This is a genomic window from Rhizobium sp. YJ-22 (assembly GCF_029601685.1).
Taxonomy (GTDB): Bacteria; Pseudomonadota; Alphaproteobacteria; order Rhizobiales; family Rhizobiaceae; genus Metarhizobium.
In genome coordinates, this window is sequence record NZ_JARRIR010000013.1 from 21,375 (window position 1) to 40,169 (window position 18,795).

Here is an 18,795-nt window from a genome sequence, read left to right on the forward strand (position 1 = left end):
CCGACAAGCCGATCGAAAGCGATGCCGCAAGGCGACAGCACGGCGTCGGTATTCCTATCCCCGGTTCTTGCCTTTGGGCATCCGGCGTTGATGTCGACGATCATTTGTCGATGAAAAATCCTGCTTCGAACCCGTCAATTCTGCCGCTTGCGGGAGATAGCAGTTCGATCCGCCCGTTTGTACCGCCAGCGATGGTTCGGGCAATGGCGAGCCCGAGACCCGCGCCCCGCACCAGGGCCTGACCGCGCTCGAACGGCTCGCTCAGCCGCGCAAGCACTTCGGCAGGCACGACCGGGCCCGCGTTCGCGACGCGCAAACAACGGTCTGCCGACAGCGCGACGGCGACCGGTTCGTCCCGCGCGCCATGCTTGAGGGCATTTTCGATCAGGTTTCGGGCAAGGATGGCGAAGGCATCGGCGTCGATGCTTGCGAACACCGGTGCATCCGGCAGCGTCAGGCCGATACGCCCTGCCGTATCGGCCTGCCCATCGAACTCGGCCACGACCATCCGAAGGATGGCGCCGATTTCCACAGGCGCCTCGGCGAGAAGGCGGCCCCCCTCGGCTCTGGCCAGTTGCATGAGTTTTTCCGTCAGGCGAGAAAGACGCCGCAAGGCCGTCTGCATGTCCTCGGCGCGCTCGCGCGTGGCGCCGTCCGGGGCTTGTGCGATCATCCGCTGGGCCTGCGCCAGTGCCGCCGCCACCGGTGTACGCAGCTCATGGGCCGATGTGGCCGCCAGGCTGCGTTCGGCCCGCAAAGTACGCGTCAACCGGTCCAGAAGGTGATTGACCGCTTTGGCGACGGGGCCGATCTCCGAAGGCAGGTCCTCCGCGGCGATGGGCGTCAGATCACCTTCGCCGCGTGCCTCGATCTGCGACCGGAAATTTCGCACCGGAGTCATGGACAGCCGCACGACGATCCAGATGCCGATCAATCCGAGCGGGGCGATCACGGCTAGCGGCAGGCTTAGCCCGAGCAACAACTGCCGGGCGGCCATCCGCCGATGCGACAGGGGCTCCGCGATCGTGACGGTCAGATTTCCCTGGAGCGCTGCGTCGGAGTACAGGCGGTGCGTTTGCGTCGAGGCAAAGCCCATCCCGGAAAATGGCGGGAACACAGCGAGGTCCGCGCTGTGCGATCGCAGCAGCACTTTGCCCGACGCATCGCGCACGACATAGGTGAAATACTCATCGTGCTGGCGGAGCGTCGCAACGCGCTGTTCGTTGTCGTCGGCATCGCGACAGATGATCTCGATCGCCGCGAGCGGCAGGATGCGTTGCGCCGTCTCTTCAAGGGCGCTGTCGAACACCTCGTCCATTTCGTGACGAAGCATCTGCGCGGTCACGAGAGCGGCGCCGGCCCACAGCACGATCAACCCTAGCCCCAGCCACAGCGAGAGCCGCCATTGCAGGCTCCGGAGCCGCATCATCCTGCCGTTCCCAGACGATAGCCGATGCCCCGTACGGTATCGATCACGCCATGGCCGGGTTTTTTGCGCAGTCTGCTGACGTGAACCTCGATCGTATTGCTCTCGACCTCGGCGCCAAAGGCATAGAGCCTGTCTTCGAGCTGCGTCTTGGTCATCGCGATGCCGGGCCGCTGAAGAAATGCCTCGAACAGCGCCCATTCGCGTCCGGTAAGCTCCACCGGCCGAGCACCCCGCATCACGGTGCGGGCTGCGAGGTCGACGCGCAGGTCACTGATCTCGATCAGAGGGTTCGGATTGCCGCTGTACCGCCGCGCCACGGCGTTCAGCCGGGAGGAGAGCTCGGACAGATCGAAGGGCTTGATCAAATAGTCGTCGGCACCCGCGTCGAGGCCCGCAATGCGATCGGAGATCTGGTCGAGCGCCGTCAGGATGATGACGGGCATCACGCTGCCCTCGGCTCGGAGCTTTTTGAGAAAGGCGATGCCCAATCCGTCGGGGAGCATCAGATCGAGCAGGATGAGATCGTATGCCGCGCTTTGGAGATGTGCGCGCGCTGCATCGAGCCGTGTCACCCAGTCCACCGAGTGGAGGGCGGCGACCTGCTCGCGCACGGCCTTTCCGAGGATTGCATCGTCTTCGATCAGTAGAACTCTCATCCCAGGGTCACCCGTCTCGCCATCCTCCTGCCTAGCGTCCGATGCTGTCGGTTTGCTGAAGATCGGCCCATCGCCGCTTCAGGCGTTCGTCAGGAGAGCGTGCCATGGTTTCCCCCGAAAGCGCGTTGATCAGGAACAATGAAACGATGAAACATTTGCTGGCCGCGATCCTCGCTCTGGCGTTCTCCGGTCCCGGTATCGCCAAGGCTGACGACGACGATTGCCATGTCTCGATGGATCGATGGAAGCCGCGGGAAGCGGTCGAAACAATGGCCGCCGGTCAAGGCTGGACCGTTGCCAGGATCAAGATCGACGATGGCTGTTACGAAGTCCGGGGAACCGACCGGAACGGCTTGGCTTTCAAGGCCAAGATCGATCCGGAGACCCTCGAAATCGTCAAGTTCCGGCACAGGGACCGCGATGACGACCGTCACGGATCGAGGCGTCAGCAGCCGCCAGCCTCGGAGAACGATGCCGTAGGCGGGACATCCTCCAACACCCTGCTCGGGACGACCGTGCGGCCCAAAACCACCATCAAGTAGCAATCCCATCTCGCTGTCGCTCAAGCACTGCGACCGTCGCAAGGAGATCCCGCCATGTCTCATGATCCGGCCCGTTATTCCAGAAGTATGATCGTCATCCACTGGCTGACGGCCCTGCTGATCCTCGGGGCCTGGCTGACCTCCACGGGAGGCCGCCATATGGCCGAAAACCCGCCCTTGCTGCATTTCTCGTTCGGGTTGGCCGTGCTCGTCCTGGTGCTTCCGCGCTTGATCCTGCGCCTTGTGGGCGGAACCCCGGACGCGCCGCAGTCCAATAGCCGTCTCGCCCTTGCCGCCAAAGCCGGACATGCGCTGCTGTATCTGTTCCTGATTGCCCTGCCGTTGAGCGGTTGGTACGCCGCCTCGCGCCTCGGTGTTCCCGTTTCCTTCTTCGGCTTCCAGCTTCCGGCGATCACCGAGCGGGTGCAGGGGAAACCGGGCCTGATCGCGGACATTCATGAGAATGCCGGCACGATCATCCTCTACCTCGCCGGACTGCATGCCGCGGTGGCAGTCTGGCACCAGTACGTCCTGCGCGACGGGACGTTGCAGCGGATGTCACCTCGCTGACGCAGCGGCAGAGACACGCGCTCGACCGGGGCGTGGCCGGTTGCCGTCTTGTTCAGTCCCCGGAGCTTTTGCGGTTGGCCTGCCGACAGGCCGGCCGCTCCTGCATCTGCTGCGGACCTGACCGTGTCCGATGCTTCCTGACGAAGTGCTGACGGAAAATCCCGGTGACCGTCAGGCAGCCCTCAGGCGTCTTCGCCACAGTGACGAGGACGGGTCGGCGCTCTGTGACGACCCGGACACCGTTTCCTCGCAAAAGGCAAGCCGACATGAAATCGCTTCTCGCAGTTCTCGTCATGACAACCGCCCTCACGCTGCCCGGCCTCGCCATGGCCCGGCCGGTGACATTGACCACAACGCTGACCAACTATGGCGGCGACGGCGCGTATCTCGCGCTCTATGTCACCGATCCCCAGGGCAAATATGCTGGCACGCTCTGGGTCGCTGGCGGAAAGTCCAAATATTACGAGCATCTATCGGGATGGTATCGCGCCACTGGCGGCCGCGCTGGTGTCGACGGCATTACCGGGGCCAGCGTCGGTGCGGGGCGCACGCTGGAGATCTCGCTCGACCTTGCCGATGCGCTTTTCGACGCGGGTTACATGCTGCATGCCGACGCTGCCGTGGAGGATATGCGTGACAGCCCCAACGAGGTGGCCGTTCCCCTGACCACTGCGGGCGCAAAGGCGTCTGTTCGCGGTCGACGCTACGTCTCGACAGTTGCCTACTCCTTCTAGGCGGTGGACGACATGATCCGTGTCCTTCATCGTTGGCCGGGCCTTCTTGCCGCTCTTTTGCTGTTTGTCCTCAGTCTAAGCGGCGCGGCGCTCTCGCTGTTTCCTGCCGCCGAACGGTTGTCCGCCCCGCAGGCCGAGGCCGGACTTTCCGTCGCGACGCTGGCCGGCCGCATCCTCACCGTCCACCCTCAGATAGAACAGATCCGCCGCGCGCCCTCCGGCGAGATCACCGCCTACTGGTTCGAGGATGATGTGCCTCAGGCCGCCCTCATCGATCCCGCAACAGGGCTGGGTGTCGGCTCCAGCGATCCGAATGCTGTCGAGCAGTGGCTTACCGGCCTGCACCGGTCGCTCTTTCTCGGTGACGGCGGGCGCATCGCGGCGGCAGCGGGGGCTGCGGCCATGCTGGTCCTGGCTGTGTCTGGCGCAATGCTCGTCGCGCGCAGGGCCGGCGGCTGGCGGCGATGGTTCGCGCCGATACGCGGGCCGCTCCCCGGACGATTGCATGTCGAGATCGCACGCGTCGCCGCCGCAGGCCTCGTCTTGTCCTCGGTCACCGCATTGTGGATGACGGCGTCGACATTCGATCTCCTTCCCGACGCGGCCATATCTCCCGTCGCCCGGATCGAGGCAAGCGGTCGGACCGGCATGGCCGCATCGCAAATGGACCTGCTGAAACGGACACTGGTCGCTGATTTGCGCAGCCTGGTGTTTCCCGATCCGGCCGATGCGACGGATGTCTTCACGCTCAAGACCGATCGCGGCTCGGGCTATCTGCATCACGGCACCGGCGCGCTGCTCGCCTGGAGCGACCTGACCGGGTGGCAGCGCCTCTCGGAGACCATCCATATGCTGCATACCGGTCGAGGCGCGGCTGCCTTGGGCCTCGTGCTCGGCATGATGGGACTCGGCGTGCCGGCGATGGCGGGCACCGGTCTCGTCCTGTGGCTGGCGGGTCGGCGCGGGCGCCCCCGAATTCATGGCAATGCAACGGCTGGGCGTGCAGAAACGATCCTGCTTGTCGGCAGCGAGAGCGGCAGCACATGGAGCTTCGCTGCGACGCTGCATGCTGCACTGACGAAGATCGGGCAGGCGGTTCACACCGCGCCGATGTCGTCTTTCGATCCTGAGCGTTACCGGCATGCCCGGCGCATTGTCATCCTTGCGGCAACCTATGGCGATGGCGATGCGCCCGCTTCGGCGCGGGGGTTCCTCGATCGCCTGCAAACCTCGCCGGCAGAACCGGCTATTCCGATGGCCGTCCTCGGCTTTGGCGACCGCAGCTTCCCGGCCTACTGCGCCTTTGCCCAGGACGTCGCCAGGACCGCCGAGGCGCGAGGGTGGAACATGCTGATCCCAAATGACACTGTCGACCGCCAGTCGCCGCAGGATTTTGCCCGTTGGGGACGATCGCTGGGTGAGTCGCTGAGGATCGGGCTGGAGCTTGTCCATCGGCCGGCCTTGCGGATGGCCTGCTCTCTGACCCTCGTCTCGCGACGCGAATACGGGGCGGAGGTACAGGCGTCTACGGCGATCCTGCGGTTCGCCCTGCCCAAAGTCTCGCTCTGGCATCGGTTGGTGGGGCGCGGCTTCGGTCGATTTTCGGCGGGCGACCTTCTCGGCGTGCTGCCCGAGGGCTCGCCCGTTCCCCGGTTCTATTCGCTGGCTTCGGGGCGGCGCGACGGCTTCGTCGAGATCGTCGTGAAGAAGCATCCGGCCGGGCTCTGTTCCGGACAGCTCTTCAATCTGGAGCCAGGATGTGCCGTTCGCGCATTCATCCGAACCAATCCCGGCTTCCATGCCGGCAGGAGCAGGACACCGCTGATCCTGCTCGGAGCTGGAACAGGGATAGGGCCGCTGGCGGGCTTCGTGCGCGCCAATGCGCGCCGCCGTCCGATCCACCTGTTCTTCGGAATGCGTCATCCTGCCAGCGATTTCCTCTACAAGGACGAACTGACGCGCTGGCGCCGCGAAGGGCGCCTTCGTCAGCTCGTCGGGGCCTGCTCGCGCGGGCGGATGCCGCGCTATGTCCAGCACGCCCTTCTTGAGGACGCCGCCCAGATCGCGGCCCTGATCCGCGGCGGCGCGCGCATCATGGTCTGTGGTGGACGCGACATGGCCGGCGGCGTCTCGGCGGCGCTTGCCAAGATTCTCGCGCCAGCCGGATTGACGCCGGCCCTGCTCAAGGCGGAGGGGCGCTATGTCGAAGATGTTTACTGATCCGATCAGGCACACGCTCAACGGAGCGACCATGGGAACGCGCTGGTCGGCGCTGTTCTATGCGGTGGCAGGGATCGACCCGAAACCAGTTCACAATGCTCTTCAGGCGGAAATGGACGAGATAGACGCTGAGATGTCCATCTGGAAGCCCGACAGCGCTCTGATGCTGTTGAATGCTGGTCCCGTCGGCGACTGGATCGAGGTGCCGGCGCGTCTGGCAGACGTGCTGCGCTTGGCGCTTGAAATCGGTCGTGCGTCCGGCGGGGCTTTCGATATCGGCGTGGGCGATGCTGTCAACGCCTGGGGCTTCGGCCCTTGTGCGGCTGACCGGAACCTGATCCGGGATGCGCTGGGGACATCACGCCAACCCGCCCACGCCGTGGTCGAGCTCGATCCTGTTCATGCGAAGGTGCGAAAGCACGCGCCGATTTCGATCGACCTGAATGGCATCGCCAAGGGTTATGCCGTCGACCGACTGGCGGCGACGTTGTCCCGCTTCGACATTGCTTCCGGCCTCGTGGGAATTGACGGCGAGATGAGAGCGCTCGGCCTGGGCTTCGACGACGAACCGTGGAACGTCGCCATAGAAAGTCCCGACATAGCCCGTCGTGCACCACACTCGATGCTCGCCTTGCAGGACGCCGCAGTCGCCACCTCTGGCGATTACCGGCATTGGACCGTCGTGAACGGCCGCCGCCTCTCGCACACCATGGATCCGCGGCGCGGCGCACCGCTGCTGTCATCGCCTGCCTCGGTTACCGTCGTTGCGCGAAGCTGCGCCGAAGCCGATGCGTGGGCGACCGCCTTGATGGTCCTCGGCCCGACGCCCGGGATAGAAGTCGCCTGGCGCCTCGGCCTCGACGTACTGTTTCTGCTGCGCGACGCCTCTGGCGGATTTCAGCCGATGGCGACAGGACCGCTCTTCTCGATAGGCCGGAATCCCAATTTGACATGACCGACGAGTATATCGAGGCCGTCGCAGGGCACCGGCACCATGGAATGTCCACCTGCTGTGTCAGGCGGTTTGGAAGGCGCGAGGCATGGCGTTTGCCTCTGACACTGCCCCGTTGAAATAATCCATTTTGAAGTAAGCTCTGGCCCATTGAAAGGACCAGGGAATGAAGCCCAACCGTGTCACAGACGAACAGGTCATCAACATCTCGGCCAACTGTCATTGACGGCTATCGGGATCAGCATCTGTGCGCGTGTGCCGAGCGCTTGTTTCCAGCCGCCGCGCTTGCGCACCGTCAGCCTTAGTCACGCGTCGAGGACTTTTGCCAATCTGGTCGACATGTTCGCCGCTGCGCTGTGCAGCGCGGCTACGAATTTTTTCGCCTGGGCTGCACGGGTGCTGTGGGCCGGACGCCAGACGGACAGGACATAGGGTACGGAGACCGAGAGCCTGCGAAACACCACATCGCGGCCCATATGGCTGGCAGCGGTCAGGGGATTGATGACCGAAATCCCCATGCCGAGGGCGACCATCGCGCAGACACTGGCTGCGGTGGTCGTTTCCGCAGCATAATTGCACGCGACGCCTGCGGACGAAAATACATCATCGAGCTTGTGACGGTAGGGATCGTTCTGGCCGAAATAGATGAAGGGCTGACCGGTAAAATCCATCGGCGTCACCATCCTCTGCCGGGCGAGGCCATGACCGGGCGGCAGGACGCAGACCATGTCGCCTGCGAGAATGGTTTCGATCGCAGCCCCTCTGCGCTCGGTCAAACTCTCCGTCAAGCCGAGATCGAAAACCTGGGTCGTCATTTCCTGGAGCAATGAGGGCTCCTCGTGCGAATGGATCGAGAAATGGATCGGCGGTCGCGCGCGCAGGAGGAGCCGGATCGCCTGCGGAATGATCGATTCGGCATAGGCGGGAATGGTGGCGATGCGAAAATTGGCGGCGCTGCGGGTGCGGATGGCGCTTGCCGCGCGATTGATCTCGTCCAGCCCGACGAAGGAACGCACCACAACCTCGTGCAGGAGCGCCGCCTGTTCCGTCGGCGTAAGCCGTCGCCCGAAGCGCTGGAACAGTTCGAAACCGAGACGCTGTTCCATCTCGCGGATTTCCCGGCTGAGAGTGGGCTGCGAGCTGCCCAGTTGCAGGGCGGCCGCGGTGACGCTCTTGTTGATCATCACGGCGTTGAAAACCTCGATTTGTCGCTGGCTGAGCTTCAAGGCGAATTCTCCTCGTCTCGATCCATATCAGAAATGAATAAAAGAATGAAAGAAAGCATTATGGAATCATGGAACGATATGAAAGCTTCACAGAGCGAAAACATCGAAATGAAACATCATGACCGACGCGAGTACTCTTTCTCATATGAACATCAAGGACATGTCTCGCCGGTGGCTGAAACGGGGCGAGGGCGGCCGACTGCACGCCGAAAACATACCGCTCCATCACATCGCTGATGTCGTGGGCACGCCTTTCTATTGTTATTCCGCCGGCGCGCTGCGTGACAATTATGCGCGGCTGAAGGCGGCGGTTGCAGCATCAGGCGTTTCGATCTGTTTTGCCGTGAAGGCATGTAGCAACATCAACATCCTGGCGGAACTGGCGCGCCAAGGCTGTGGCATGGATATCGTGTCCGGCGGCGAGATGGCGCGCGCGCTGGCGGCGGGAACGCCGCCGGAGCGCATCATCTTCTCCGGCGTCGGAAAGACACGCGCGGAGATCCATGGCGCGCTCGAGGCCGGTGTTTATCAATTGAACGTCGAAAGCCAGGCGGAACTGGACATCGTCGCGGCAGTCGCCCGCGAAACGCAGATTCGCGCGCCCATTGCCCTGCGGGTCAATCCCGATGTCGATGCGCTCACCCATGCCAAGATCACCACCGCGAAGAAAGACAGCAAATTCGGAATAGCCATCGGCGAGATTCCCGCGCTTTACGCGGCGGCCTCGGCGCGGCCCGAATTGCGCATGGTCGGCCTGGCCGTGCATATCGGCTCGCAGATACTCGATCTCACGCCCTTTCGGGACGCCTGGTCGGCGCTGGCGGGCCTGGTGCGCCGTTTGCGTGACGACGGGTTTTCCGTCGAACGGCTTGACCTCGGCGGTGGGCTGGGGATCGGAGACGACATCCAGGCCGGGCCGGATCTGGCGGAGTACGCGGCGATCATCGCCGCGACCGTCGGCGATCTCGGTTGCAAGCTCAATATCGAGCCGGGCCGCTGGCTGTCCGGGCGGACAGGGGTGCTGGCGAGCGAGGTTCTCTACGTCAAGCAAAGCGCGGGCACGCCGATTGCGGTGATCGACGCCGCCATGAACGATCTCATGCGCCCGGCGCTTTACAGCGCCCGGCATCCGGTCCTGACGGATGGGCCTGCGCGCGCCGTGGAACCGGGCAGCGACGACGTCTGCCGTATCGTCGGCCCGATATGCGAAAGCTCGGATGACTTCGGCAAATATGAAGGGCTCGGGACCGTGCTCGCCGGCGACCTTCTGGTGTTCGACAATGTCGGCGCATACGGCGCGGCCATGTCCTCCACCTACAATTCCCGCGACCTGGTTGCGGAAGTGCTGGTGGATGGCGAGCGGTTCCGGGTGGTCCGGCGGCGAGCGACGATTGCGGATGCTCTGCAACTGGAACAGCCGGAGGCATGGCACAGCAAAAAAAATCCTGTCGGTTAGGCGCCGACAGGCAAATCCCGGGATTGTGCGACACGCCCGGGAGGTTCAGAGAAGTCGCTATCAAGGTCTGCGCCGGCTGTTTGCCGGGGACAAAACCGCCAAGAGGTGTGACGTGAAAAACAAGATGAAGCTTTTGCTGGCAACCGGCCTGGTCGGCCTTGCCCTGGTCTCCCCCGTGCTTGCCGAGAACATGCTGCGGGTATCCTATACGGAAGATCCCAAGACCGCCGATGCCCAGATGACATCGGATGCCTATACGCTGCCGCTGAACATCTTCGACCGCCTGGTCGAAGCCGAAACGACCGGCCCCGGCGAATCCGCTCTGGTGCCCGGCCTTGCCGAGAAATGGGAGATTTCCGGCGATGGCCTGACCTATACGTTCCATCTGCGGCAGGGCGTGAAGTTTCACGACGGCGCCGAACTGACCGCCGACGACGTCGTCTACACGATCGACCGGATGCTCAATCCGGCGACCAAGGCGCTCGGCAGCGATATCTTCACCTTCGTGGCGGGTTCGCAGGACCGGCTCGATGGCAAGGCCGATAGCGTCTCGGGAGTGAAAGCGCTGGACAAGTACACGGTCCAGATTCAGCTCAGCCAGCCCTATGCCGCCTTCCTCGCGCTTCTGGCCAGCCCACAGGCTTCGATCTACAATCGGGCCTTCACCGAGGCCGCCGGCGACAAGTTCGGTCTCACCCCGGAGACGACCAACGGCACCGGCCCGTTCATCCTGCGCGACTATACCTTGAACGACAGCCAGATGCTCGAAGCCAACGACAACTATTTCCGCGGCCGGCCGAAGCTCGACCGCCTGCTGGTGCGTGTCGTATCCGATTCCGAAACCCTGCGCATGCTGTTCGAGTCGGATGAAATCGACGTGTTCGACCTGGATTATGCACCGACGCAGACTCCTTATTTCTACGGAAACGATCAATGGAAGTCCCAGATCCGCGCTGGCGCGCGCGTCGGGCTCTACTATTACAACATCAACCAGAAGAGAAAGCCGTTCGACGACGTCCGGGTCCGCCGCGCCTTCCAGATGGCCATCGACCGCCAGGCCATCCTCGACAAGAATTTCTACGGCAAGGGCAAGCTCGAGGATGGCGTCATGCCGCGCGGCCTGGTCTGCTATTCGCCCGCCGCCCCCATCGAGCACAACCCGGCCAAGGCGAAGCAACTGCTGGCAGAGGCCGGCTATCCCGATGGCGTCGAGATCAACCTGCAGCAGGTCTCCAGCTGGTCGTCGAAATGGGCTGACATGAACCAGATCATCCAGGCGCAGGTCGCCGAAGCCGGGTTCAAGGCCAATATCGTCACCACCGACGAAGCCGCCTATCTGGCGGCGCGAAAGGCGGGCGAGACGGACGCCTACACCCAGGTCTGGTCGGCGGATTTCAACGATCCCGACAATTTCTTCTACACGTTCTTCTCGCAGAGCGGCAGCAAGGTCCGGGCCTACAACAATGACGACGCGCAGGTATTCGCGGATCTCGACAAGGCGCGCGGAATGACGGACCAAGCCGCCCGCTGCAAGCTCTACCAGGAGCTGACAACGAGAATCGTCGAAAAGGATGCCGCCTGGGTGCCGCTGTTCAGCCTCGACCACAGCTTCGTCGTGCAGAAGCGGGTCAAGAACTTCGTCGTTCCGTGGAACGGCTGGAGCGATATGAGCTACTACAAGGTCGAGGTCGAGTAAGGTCGGGCAAGACGTTTCCTGCTATCCGCCTTGCTCGGGATCCAGTTGGATTTGAGTATTCAATTTCCTGATCCGGGCCGCGGGCGTGTGACGCCCGTGGCCTCGCCGCTCCCCCCGGACCGCCGACCGGAGAACCCACCGCCGATGCTGATCTTCGTCATTCGACGCCTTGCCGTCTCGATTCCGGTGCTGATCGGGATCACAGCCATCCTGTTCGTCATGTTGAATGTCGTGCCCGGCGATCCCGTGGCGCTGATGATGAAGGAACATGCGAGCGCCGACGTCATCGAGCGGCTTCGGGCGCAGATGCATCTCGACGATCCGCTGATCACCCGCTACCTGCGTTTCCTCGGGGATGCGCTGCACGGTGATCTGGGCATGTCGATCAAGCTCAACCGCAGCGTGACCTCCCTGATCCTGACCGCGTTTCCGGCCACGCTTCTGCTGGCCGGCTGCGCCGCCGCCGTGTCTTGGATCGTCGGAATTCCCGCCGGTATCCTGTCGGCGGTGCGCCGCGACAGCCTGCTCGACAATTTCTTCATGGGCTTTTCGCTGCTGGGCGTATCGATGCCGATCTTCTGGTCGGCGCTGCTCATGCAGTATATCTTCGCGCTCAAGCTGAAATGGTTGCCGGTGTCTGGCTTCTATGGCTGGAAATACCTCATTCTGCCCGCTGTCGTGCTTGGCTGGAGTTCGGCCGGGGTCATCGCCCGTCTCACGCGTTCGAGCCTGCTGGAAGTCATGCGTCATGATTATATCCGCACGGCCCGCGCCAAGGGTCTTCGCGAGGTCCGCGTCATTTCCCGGCACGCGCTGAAGAACGCGCTGATTCCCGTTGTGACCATCATGGCAATCCAGGTGGCGACGCTTCTGTCGGGCGCCGTCATCACCGAAGCGATCTTCGGTATTCCGGGCGTGGGGCGTATTTCCGTCAACGCCATTCAATCCCGCGACATGCCGTTGCTGCAGGGCTCGGTGCTGTTCGCCACCGCGCTGGTCATTCTCGGGAACCTGATCGCCGATATTCTGTATTCCGTTCTGGATCCCCGAATTCGCTCCGAGATGAAGAGGGACGTCTGATGAGCATGCCCGTCGAGTCCGTAATCGTCGGAAGCGCCCCGGAAACCATCGAAGAGGCGAGTTTCCTCGGCGACAGCCTGCGGGCGTTTCGCAGGAATCGCATGGCAATGGCGGGGCTGGCCTTCGTCGTGCTGCTGGTGCTGTCGACGATCTTCGTTCCATGGATCAGTCCGCACGATCCCTATCGCGTGGCGCTTGACGAACAGTTGCTGCCCGCCTCCGCGACCTATTGGCTCGGAACCGACAATTTCGGCAGGGACGTGCTGACGCGCATCCTCTATGGCGCGCGCATCTCGCTCGTGGTCGGCATCGTGCCGAGCCTTCTCTCGTTGATGATCGGCACCGTTCTGGGCATCCTCAGCGGCTATTTCGGCGGGCGCACGGATTTCACGGTGATGCGGCTTGCCGATATGATGATCGCCTTTCCCTCGCTGCTGCTCGCCATGGTGGTGATGTATACGCTCGGCGCCAATCTTCTCAACATTTTCCTCGCCCTGGCGCTGGTCGGCTGGGCCGGCGTGGCGCGTGTCGTGCGTGCGCAGACGCTGGCGTTGAAGCAGAAGGAATTCATCGAGGCCGCCCACGCCGGCGGCACGTCGCGGCCGACGATCATGCTGCGCCATATTTTCCCGAATGTGGTGCCGACGCTGATCGTGCTGTTCTCGCTGTCGATCCCCGAAGCGATCATGTGGGAATCGAGCCTCAGCTTCCTCGGTGTGGGCGTGCAGCCGCCCGAAGCGAGCTGGGGCCTGCTGGTCGCCAAAGGCAAGGAGTACCTGTTTCAGGCGCCGCTGGTGGCGATCTCGCCGGGGATTGCGATCCTGCTGACGGTGCTTGCCTTCAACTTTATCGGTGACGGTCTGCGCGATGCGCTCGATCCCTCCATGAAGGACTGAACCGATGATATCGCGAACCGACACAATATTGAGCGTGCGCGAATTGCGCACCGAGTTTCGCGGCGGCCGCGGCAATGTCCGCGTCCTCGACGACATTTCCTTCGACGTGGGGCGTGGACGCATCGTCGGGCTCGTGGGCGAGTCCGGCTCTGGCAAGAGCATGACCGCGCTCTCGCTGATGGGCCTCGTGCCGAGACCGCAGGGGCAGGTCAGCGCGAAAAGCATCTTGCTGGACGGGACCGATCTGGCGACGCTTTCGCCGGATGGAATGCGCCGCATCCGGGGCAACGAGATCTCGATGGTTTTCCAGGAGCCGATGACCTCGCTCAATCCGGTTCGCAAGATCTGGGATCAGGTCGGGGAGCCGCTGGCGGTCCATCACGGTCTCGGGCGCAGGGCGATCCGCGATCGCGTCCTGGAAATGTTCGAACTCGTCGGCATACCGGAGCCGAAAGCACGGCTGGAGGCCTATCCCCACGAGCTTTCGGGCGGGCTGCGCCAGCGCGCCATGATCGCCATGGGGCTGATCTGCGAGCCGAAGCTGCTCATCGCCGACGAGCCGACCACGGCTCTCGACGTGACCACGCAATCGCAGATCCTGAAGCTGATGCTGGACCTGCGCGACCGCGTCGGCACGGCGATCATCATGATCACCCACGATCTCGGCATCATCGCCGAAATGTGCGACGAGGTGAACGTCATGTATGCCGGACAGATCGTCGAGCAGGCCGATGTGTTCGATCTCTTCGAACGTCCCTCCCATCCCTATACCAGAGGACTTCTGGCATCCATTCCCAAGGCGGGCGCCGCGCGGGCGACCAAGCGGATGCCCAGCATTCCGGGCATGGTGCCCAATCTGGCGAAGCTGCCGCCCGGCTGCCGTTTCAGCCCGCGCTGTGGCGACGCCATGCCGGTCTGCGAGCAACCGCCGGGCCTTGCGGAGCTGGGTCGGGGACATGTGGCGCGCTGCTGGCTGCATGCGTCATCGCCGGCGACATGTGCAGAAGGAGCGGCATCGTGAACGACATCGTGCTTTCCACCCGGGATCTGAACAAGCATTATCCCGTGGGCGGCGGGCTCTTTGGAAGGGGTTCGCGCACGGTACGCGCCGTCGATGGCGTTTCGCTCGATATCTATGAACGCGAGACTTTCGCCCTGGTCGGTGAATCGGGTTGCGGCAAGAGCACGCTGGGCCGGGTCATGCTGCGCCTGCTGGACGCGACCTCGGGCACGATCCGCTATCGCGGGCAGGAATTGACGGAGCTGGACGAAAGCGGCATGCGCAGCTTGCGCAAGAAGCTGCAGATCGTGTTCCAGGATCCCTATGCCTCGCTGAATCCGCGCATGCGTATCGAGCAAATCCTGAGCGAGCCGTTGCGCACCCATGGCTATGGTTCGGCCGAGGCGATCCGCGAGCGTTGCGGCGCGCTTCTTGAGATGGTGGGTTTGCGCCGGCAATATCTACGCAATTATCCGCACCAGTTTTCCGGCGGGCAGCGCCAGCGCATCGGCATTGCCCGCGCCCTTGCCAACAGCCCGGATCTCGTGGTGTGCGACGAGTCCGTGTCCGCGCTCGACGTTTCGATCCAGGCGCAGGTGCTGAACCTGCTGTCCGATCTTCAGGAGGAACTGGGGCTTACCTATTTCTTCATCACCCACGATCTCAGCGTGGTGCGGCAATTTGCCGATCGGGTGGGCGTGATGTTTCTGGGCCGCCTGGTGGAGGTGGGCCGGACGGAGGAGATCTTCGCCCAGCCCCTGCATCCCTACACGATGTTTCTGATTTCGGCGGTGCCGGTCGCCGACCCGCGTCAGCGCGGCCGCGAAAGGCCCGTGCTCAAGGGTGAAATTCCAAGCCCCATGAACCTGCCTTCGGGATGCCGCTTTCATACGCGCTGTCCTTTTGCCAGGGATATCTGCCGGGTCGAGGATCCCGCCCCGCAGCAGCGGGCCGGCCGGACGATCGCCTGTCATTTTCCGCTGGAAACGTAATGGAGATGGAAATGGATCTGGTCGTGAAACGCGTCGGCGATGGCTGGCAGGCCCGCTATGGCGACAAGGCCTGGAAGGCGGCGGTCGGCCGCGGCGGCATCCGGGCCGAGAAGGTCGAGGGCGATGGCGTCAGCCCCATCGGTTGCTGGCCGATCCGCAAGGTGTTCTACCGCGCCGACAAACTCGACGCCGCGCCCGTCTCTGTGTTCGAGACGGTGGCCATCGATGCGCAGGACGGCTGGTGCGACGCCCCCGATCATCGCGACTACAATCGCCAGGTACGCCTGCCTTTCGACGCCAGCCATGAGGAGATGTGGCGCGCCGACGGCCTTTACGACATCGTCGTGGTCCTGGGGCAGAACGACGACCCGGTGGTCCCGGGGGCCGGCAGCGCCATCTTTCTGCATGTCGCCAGCGAGAATTATGGTCCGACCGCCGGCTGCGCCGCGCTCACGCTCGAAGACCTGCGGGAATTTCTCGCGATGGCCAGGCCCGGCACGAGACTTTGCTTCACAGGTTGATCATGACCGATATCCGTCACGCCGCTCTGGTACATGCGCTGAACCTGCTGCCCGATCGTTACCGTGGTCCGGCGGGCGTTGCCGGCGTGGTCAAGGACGGCAAGGTGATCGCCCGCCGCGCCTGGGGCTTTGCCGACATGGAGGGGCGCCGGCCGATGACCCCGGCGACCCGCCTGCCGATCTGCTCGATGTCCAAGCACATGACCTGCGCATTGCTGCTCGACATGTTCGGCGACCCGGAAGCGCTCGATCCGCTGTTGCCGGAACTGCTGCCGGATTTTCAGGGGCCGCTGCCGAAAGTGGCCGATCTCTGCCACAATCAATCGGGTCTGCGCGATTATTGGGCGCTGACCGTGCTGCAAGGAGCAGCCCCGGAGGATGTCTTCACCGAGGAGGATGGCTTGCGCCTACTGTCGCAGGCGCGATCCGGGCATTTCGCTCCGGGATCAGGCTATTCCTACAGCAACGGCAATTTCCGTCTTCTGGCGGAAATGATCCGTCGGGCCAGCGGCCGGGATTTCGGCGCGTTGCTGCGGGAGCGGATTTTCGAACCGGCGGCGATGAGTGGCGCGGTCCTTGCGCCTGATACATCTCGGCCGCTCGATGGCGTCGTCGGCTACGAGGGCAATGACACAGTCGGTTTCCTGCCGGCCACGAACCGCATTTTCTGGTTCGGCGATGCCGGCATTTCCGCTTCGCTCGACGATATGCTGGCATGGGAGCGCCATATCGACGCCACGCGCGGCGATCCGGCAAGCCTTTACAACCGCATCAGCATTCCGGTCTCCTTTGCAGACGGAACGCCGGCTTCATATGGTTACGGGATACGGCGCGAACGGATCGGCGGCTATCAGGCTACGGTTCATGGCGGCGGTCTTCGCGGCTTCTGCTCCTACCGCATGCATATCGCTTCCGAGCGACTTTCGATCGTCGTTCTGTTCAACCACGAGGCGAGCGCGATGCGGGCTGCCTGGTCGCTGATGGAAGCCGCGCTCGATTGCCGTACCGAAGAGGATAAGGATGTCGTCCCGGCCGAGGGGTGGTCCGGTCTTTGGCTGGATGAGGTCCAGGGTCTTTATCTCCGTACGGAAGAACAGAAGGACGGCGTGCGGCTGCACTATGCGACGGCCGCCAGCCTGTGCAAGCCTCTGGCGGATGGATCGGCGCGCGCGCGCGATGCGGTGCTTCGCTGGGATGAGCGTGGACTGATCATGGAGCGTCCCGCAGAAAATCTGGTCGTCCTTGCGAAACCGGTTACCCCGGTGGCATGGGCGGACGGCGGGGAGATTGCCGGTTCCTACATCTGCGACGAGAATGGGTCACGGCTGACGATAGAGTTTCGCGACGGCGCCACCTATGTCGGCTTCGCCGGCATGCTCGGCCAAGGCCCCATGGAGCGCATGTATCCCCTGGCGGAAGATCTCTGGATCGTGACCACGCGCCGCTCCATGGATGCGGCTCCGCCGGGAGATTGGACGGTGCGGATCAGGCGCAATTCGCCCCAAGGGATTTCCGGCCTGACGCTTGGATGCTGGCTTGCCCGCAATATCGATTACCGTATCGAACACTGATCCCGCCTTGGACTGGATGGCGCCGCCGCCCCCGGCTTCCCGGCGACCGCTCTTTGCTCTATCTTTTTGGTTTTTCCGCATTGTCTGACGCCGAAGCGATCCCGCTTCGGCTGGAAATGCTTTAGGGTTAAAACCGGTACGGTTTTGAGGGGAGCGGATCGGCATTGGCGGCGTGGTTGCAGGATATCCTCGAGGAGAGCCCGCTGAAGGCGGCCGGCTTCATCGTCACCATTTATGGCGACGTGGTGGAGCCGCGCGGCGGGGTCGTCTGGACCGGCAATCTCATCGAAACCTGCGCCGAGGTCGGCATCAGCGAGACGCTGGTGCGCACCGCCGTCTCGCGCCTCGTCGCTGCCGGGCAGCTCTCCGGCGAGCGTGAGGGGCGGCGCAGTTTCTACCGTCTCGCCGCGCCGGCGCGTGCGGAATTTGCCGCCGCCGCCCGCCTGCTCTTCGGGCCGCCGGAGGAGGCGGACTGGCATTTCGTGCAACTCACCGGGCCGGCGCCCGAGGAGGCGATGCAGATGCTGGAGCGGGCGGGACACGCCCGGCTCGGGCCGCGGCTTGCTGTCGGCGCGCGCGCCCTGCCGGCGCTGAAGCAGCCGGCCGTCGTCTTCCGGGCGGAGATGGTGAGCGGTGAGCGGGATCTGGGAGCCTTCGCCGCCGATTATTGGAACCTGGCTGAACATGCCGATGCCTATCGGCGCTTTCTCGGCTGCTTCGAGCGGCTGGCCGATCTGCTTGCCGGCGGCGCGCGGCTCGGCGCAGCCGAAAGCCTCGTCGCCCGCCTGGTGCTGGTGCATCGGTTCCGTCTCGTCGTGTTGCGCGATCCGCGCCTGCCGCAGACGGCGTTGCCGGCGGACTGGCCGGGGGAGGCGGCGCGGCGGCTGTTTTCCGCGCTTTATCTGCGCCTGTCGCCGCAGGCGGACCGGCATGTCGCCCGCCATTTCGTAACCGCGGACGGCCCCTTGCCGGAGGCGAGCGAGGCAACCCTGCGCCGTCTGGCGCTGCTCGCCGAACTCGGCTGAGGACGATTTTTCCCAGGAAAGTGGGCCTCTTGTGCTATGTTATGAGCTGGCAAAAGGACACATCACAAAATACGAATAAGTTTCCGTTGATTTGTGACATGTCGAATGCTAAATAGATAACCGATCGGTCGGTCAATCATTCGAGGAAATGATGGCCAGCCTTGGATACAGGGAGGAAACCGCGTGTCCGAAGCCTTTATCCGCGATGCCGTTCGCATATCCGTTGATC

At 63.6% G+C, this 18,795-nt stretch carries 17 protein-coding genes; 14 read left to right on the forward strand and 3 right to left on the reverse strand.

Features of this window, described 5'->3' with window-relative positions; genetic code table 11:
* Positions 1–100: 100 nt before the first annotated feature.
* Positions 101–1,429: an ATP-binding protein gene (locus P7F60_RS24595; protein ID WP_277920339.1), complete on the reverse strand. Its 1,329-nt coding sequence runs from the start codon at positions 1,427–1,429 to the stop codon at positions 101–103.
* Positions 1,426–2,085, reverse strand: coding sequence for a response regulator transcription factor (locus P7F60_RS24600; RefSeq protein ID WP_277920340.1), 660 nt, complete (start codon positions 2,083–2,085; stop codon positions 1,426–1,428). The genes P7F60_RS24595 and P7F60_RS24600 overlap by 4 nt, the downstream gene beginning before the upstream one ends.
* Before the next feature lie 104 nt (positions 2,086–2,189).
* Between P7F60_RS24600 and P7F60_RS24605 the strand changes: the two genes are divergently transcribed.
* The 5 genes from P7F60_RS24605 (at position 2,190) to P7F60_RS24625 (ending at position 7,106) form a co-directional block, all read left to right on the forward strand.
* Positions 2,190–2,627, forward strand: a complete 438-nt coding sequence (locus tag P7F60_RS24605; RefSeq protein WP_277920341.1) for a PepSY domain-containing protein — start codon at positions 2,190–2,192, stop codon at positions 2,625–2,627.
* A 54-nt stretch (positions 2,628–2,681) separates the two neighbouring features.
* On the forward strand, positions 2,682–3,197 hold the full coding sequence (locus tag P7F60_RS24610; RefSeq protein WP_277920342.1) for a cytochrome b: 516 nt from the start codon (positions 2,682–2,684) through the stop codon (positions 3,195–3,197).
* Between the two features lie 266 nt (positions 3,198–3,463).
* Positions 3,464–3,931, forward strand: coding sequence for a DUF2271 domain-containing protein (locus P7F60_RS24615; protein ID WP_277920343.1), 468 nt, complete (start codon positions 3,464–3,466; stop codon positions 3,929–3,931).
* A 12-nt stretch (positions 3,932–3,943) separates the two neighbouring features.
* Positions 3,944–6,151, forward strand: coding sequence for a PepSY domain-containing protein (locus P7F60_RS24620; RefSeq protein WP_277920344.1), 2,208 nt, complete (start codon positions 3,944–3,946; stop codon positions 6,149–6,151).
* Positions 6,132–7,106 (forward strand): FAD:protein FMN transferase, encoded by a 975-nt coding sequence (locus tag P7F60_RS24625; protein WP_277920345.1) that lies wholly within the window; start codon positions 6,132–6,134, stop codon positions 7,104–7,106. The genes P7F60_RS24620 and P7F60_RS24625 overlap by 20 nt, the downstream gene beginning before the upstream one ends.
* A gap of 302 nt (positions 7,107–7,408) precedes the next feature.
* Here the strand turns inward: P7F60_RS24625 and P7F60_RS24630 are convergent, their stop codons facing one another.
* Positions 7,409–8,329 (reverse strand): LysR family transcriptional regulator, encoded by a 921-nt coding sequence (locus P7F60_RS24630; RefSeq protein WP_277920346.1) that lies wholly within the window; start codon positions 8,327–8,329, stop codon positions 7,409–7,411.
* A 118-nt stretch (positions 8,330–8,447) separates the two neighbouring features.
* Here P7F60_RS24630 and lysA point away from each other — a divergent pair, with 118 nt between their 5' ends.
* The 9 genes from lysA (at position 8,448) to paaX (ending at position 18,566) form a co-directional block, all read left to right on the forward strand.
* Positions 8,448–9,785, forward strand: coding sequence for a diaminopimelate decarboxylase (gene lysA / locus P7F60_RS24635; protein ID WP_277920347.1), 1,338 nt, complete (start codon positions 8,448–8,450; stop codon positions 9,783–9,785).
* A 112-nt stretch (positions 9,786–9,897) separates the two neighbouring features.
* Positions 9,898–11,481: an ABC transporter substrate-binding protein gene (locus P7F60_RS24640; protein WP_277920348.1), complete on the forward strand. Its 1,584-nt coding sequence runs from the start codon at positions 9,898–9,900 to the stop codon at positions 11,479–11,481.
* 144 nt (positions 11,482–11,625) lie between these two features.
* Positions 11,626–12,561, forward strand: coding sequence for an ABC transporter permease (locus tag P7F60_RS24645; RefSeq protein ID WP_277920349.1), 936 nt, complete (start codon positions 11,626–11,628; stop codon positions 12,559–12,561).
* The gene (locus P7F60_RS24650; protein ID WP_277920350.1) at positions 12,561–13,457 is read left to right on the forward strand and encodes an ABC transporter permease; all 897 of its coding nucleotides are present in this window, start codon (positions 12,561–12,563) and stop codon (positions 13,455–13,457) included. Before P7F60_RS24645 ends, P7F60_RS24650 begins: the two co-directional genes overlap by 1 nt.
* A 4-nt stretch (positions 13,458–13,461) precedes the next feature.
* A complete protein-coding gene (locus P7F60_RS24655) occupies positions 13,462–14,478 on the forward strand; it encodes an ABC transporter ATP-binding protein (RefSeq protein ID WP_277920351.1) in 1,017 nt (338 codons plus the stop codon).
* Entirely contained in the window at positions 14,475–15,449 is a 975-nt protein-coding gene (locus P7F60_RS24660; protein WP_277920352.1) for an oligopeptide/dipeptide ABC transporter ATP-binding protein, read from the forward strand. Before P7F60_RS24655 ends, P7F60_RS24660 begins: the two co-directional genes overlap by 4 nt.
* An 11-nt stretch (positions 15,450–15,460) precedes the next feature.
* Entirely contained in the window at positions 15,461–15,970 is a 510-nt protein-coding gene (locus tag P7F60_RS24665; protein WP_277920353.1) for a L,D-transpeptidase family protein, read from the forward strand.
* Between the two features lie 2 nt (positions 15,971–15,972).
* The gene (locus tag P7F60_RS24670) at positions 15,973–17,541 is read left to right on the forward strand and encodes a D-aminopeptidase (RefSeq protein WP_277920354.1); all 1,569 of its coding nucleotides are present in this window, start codon (positions 15,973–15,975) and stop codon (positions 17,539–17,541) included.
* A 164-nt stretch (positions 17,542–17,705) separates the two neighbouring features.
* Positions 17,706–18,566: a phenylacetic acid degradation operon negative regulatory protein PaaX gene (gene paaX / locus P7F60_RS24675; RefSeq protein ID WP_277920355.1), complete on the forward strand. Its 861-nt coding sequence runs from the start codon at positions 17,706–17,708 to the stop codon at positions 18,564–18,566.
* The last annotated feature ends 229 nt before the right edge of the window (positions 18,567–18,795 follow it).

Coding starts and splice junctions, on each gene's coding strand:
- P7F60_RS24650 (WP_277920350.1), top strand. CDS start 12,561: ATGAGCATGCCCGTCGAGTCCGTAATCGTCGGAAGCGCCCCGGAAACC.
- P7F60_RS24600 (WP_277920340.1), bottom strand. CDS start 2,085: ATGAGAGTTCTACTGATCGAAGACGATGCAATCCTCGGAAAGGCCGTG.
- P7F60_RS24605 (WP_277920341.1), top strand. CDS start 2,190: ATGGTTTCCCCCGAAAGCGCGTTGATCAGGAACAATGAAACGATGAAA.
- P7F60_RS24620 (WP_277920344.1), top strand. CDS start 3,944: ATGATCCGTGTCCTTCATCGTTGGCCGGGCCTTCTTGCCGCTCTTTTG.
- lysA (WP_277920347.1), top strand. CDS start 8,448: ATGACCGACGCGAGTACTCTTTCTCATATGAACATCAAGGACATGTCT.
- P7F60_RS24655 (WP_277920351.1), top strand. CDS start 13,462: ATGATATCGCGAACCGACACAATATTGAGCGTGCGCGAATTGCGCACC.
- P7F60_RS24625 (WP_277920345.1), top strand. CDS start 6,132: ATGTCGAAGATGTTTACTGATCCGATCAGGCACACGCTCAACGGAGCG.
- P7F60_RS24670 (WP_277920354.1), top strand. CDS start 15,973: ATGACCGATATCCGTCACGCCGCTCTGGTACATGCGCTGAACCTGCTG.
- P7F60_RS24610 (WP_277920342.1), top strand. CDS start 2,682: ATGTCTCATGATCCGGCCCGTTATTCCAGAAGTATGATCGTCATCCAC.
- P7F60_RS24615 (WP_277920343.1), top strand. CDS start 3,464: ATGAAATCGCTTCTCGCAGTTCTCGTCATGACAACCGCCCTCACGCTG.
- P7F60_RS24645 (WP_277920349.1), top strand. CDS start 11,626: ATGCTGATCTTCGTCATTCGACGCCTTGCCGTCTCGATTCCGGTGCTG.
- P7F60_RS24595 (WP_277920339.1), bottom strand. CDS start 1,429: ATGATGCGGCTCCGGAGCCTGCAATGGCGGCTCTCGCTGTGGCTGGGG.
- P7F60_RS24665 (WP_277920353.1), top strand. CDS start 15,461: ATGGATCTGGTCGTGAAACGCGTCGGCGATGGCTGGCAGGCCCGCTAT.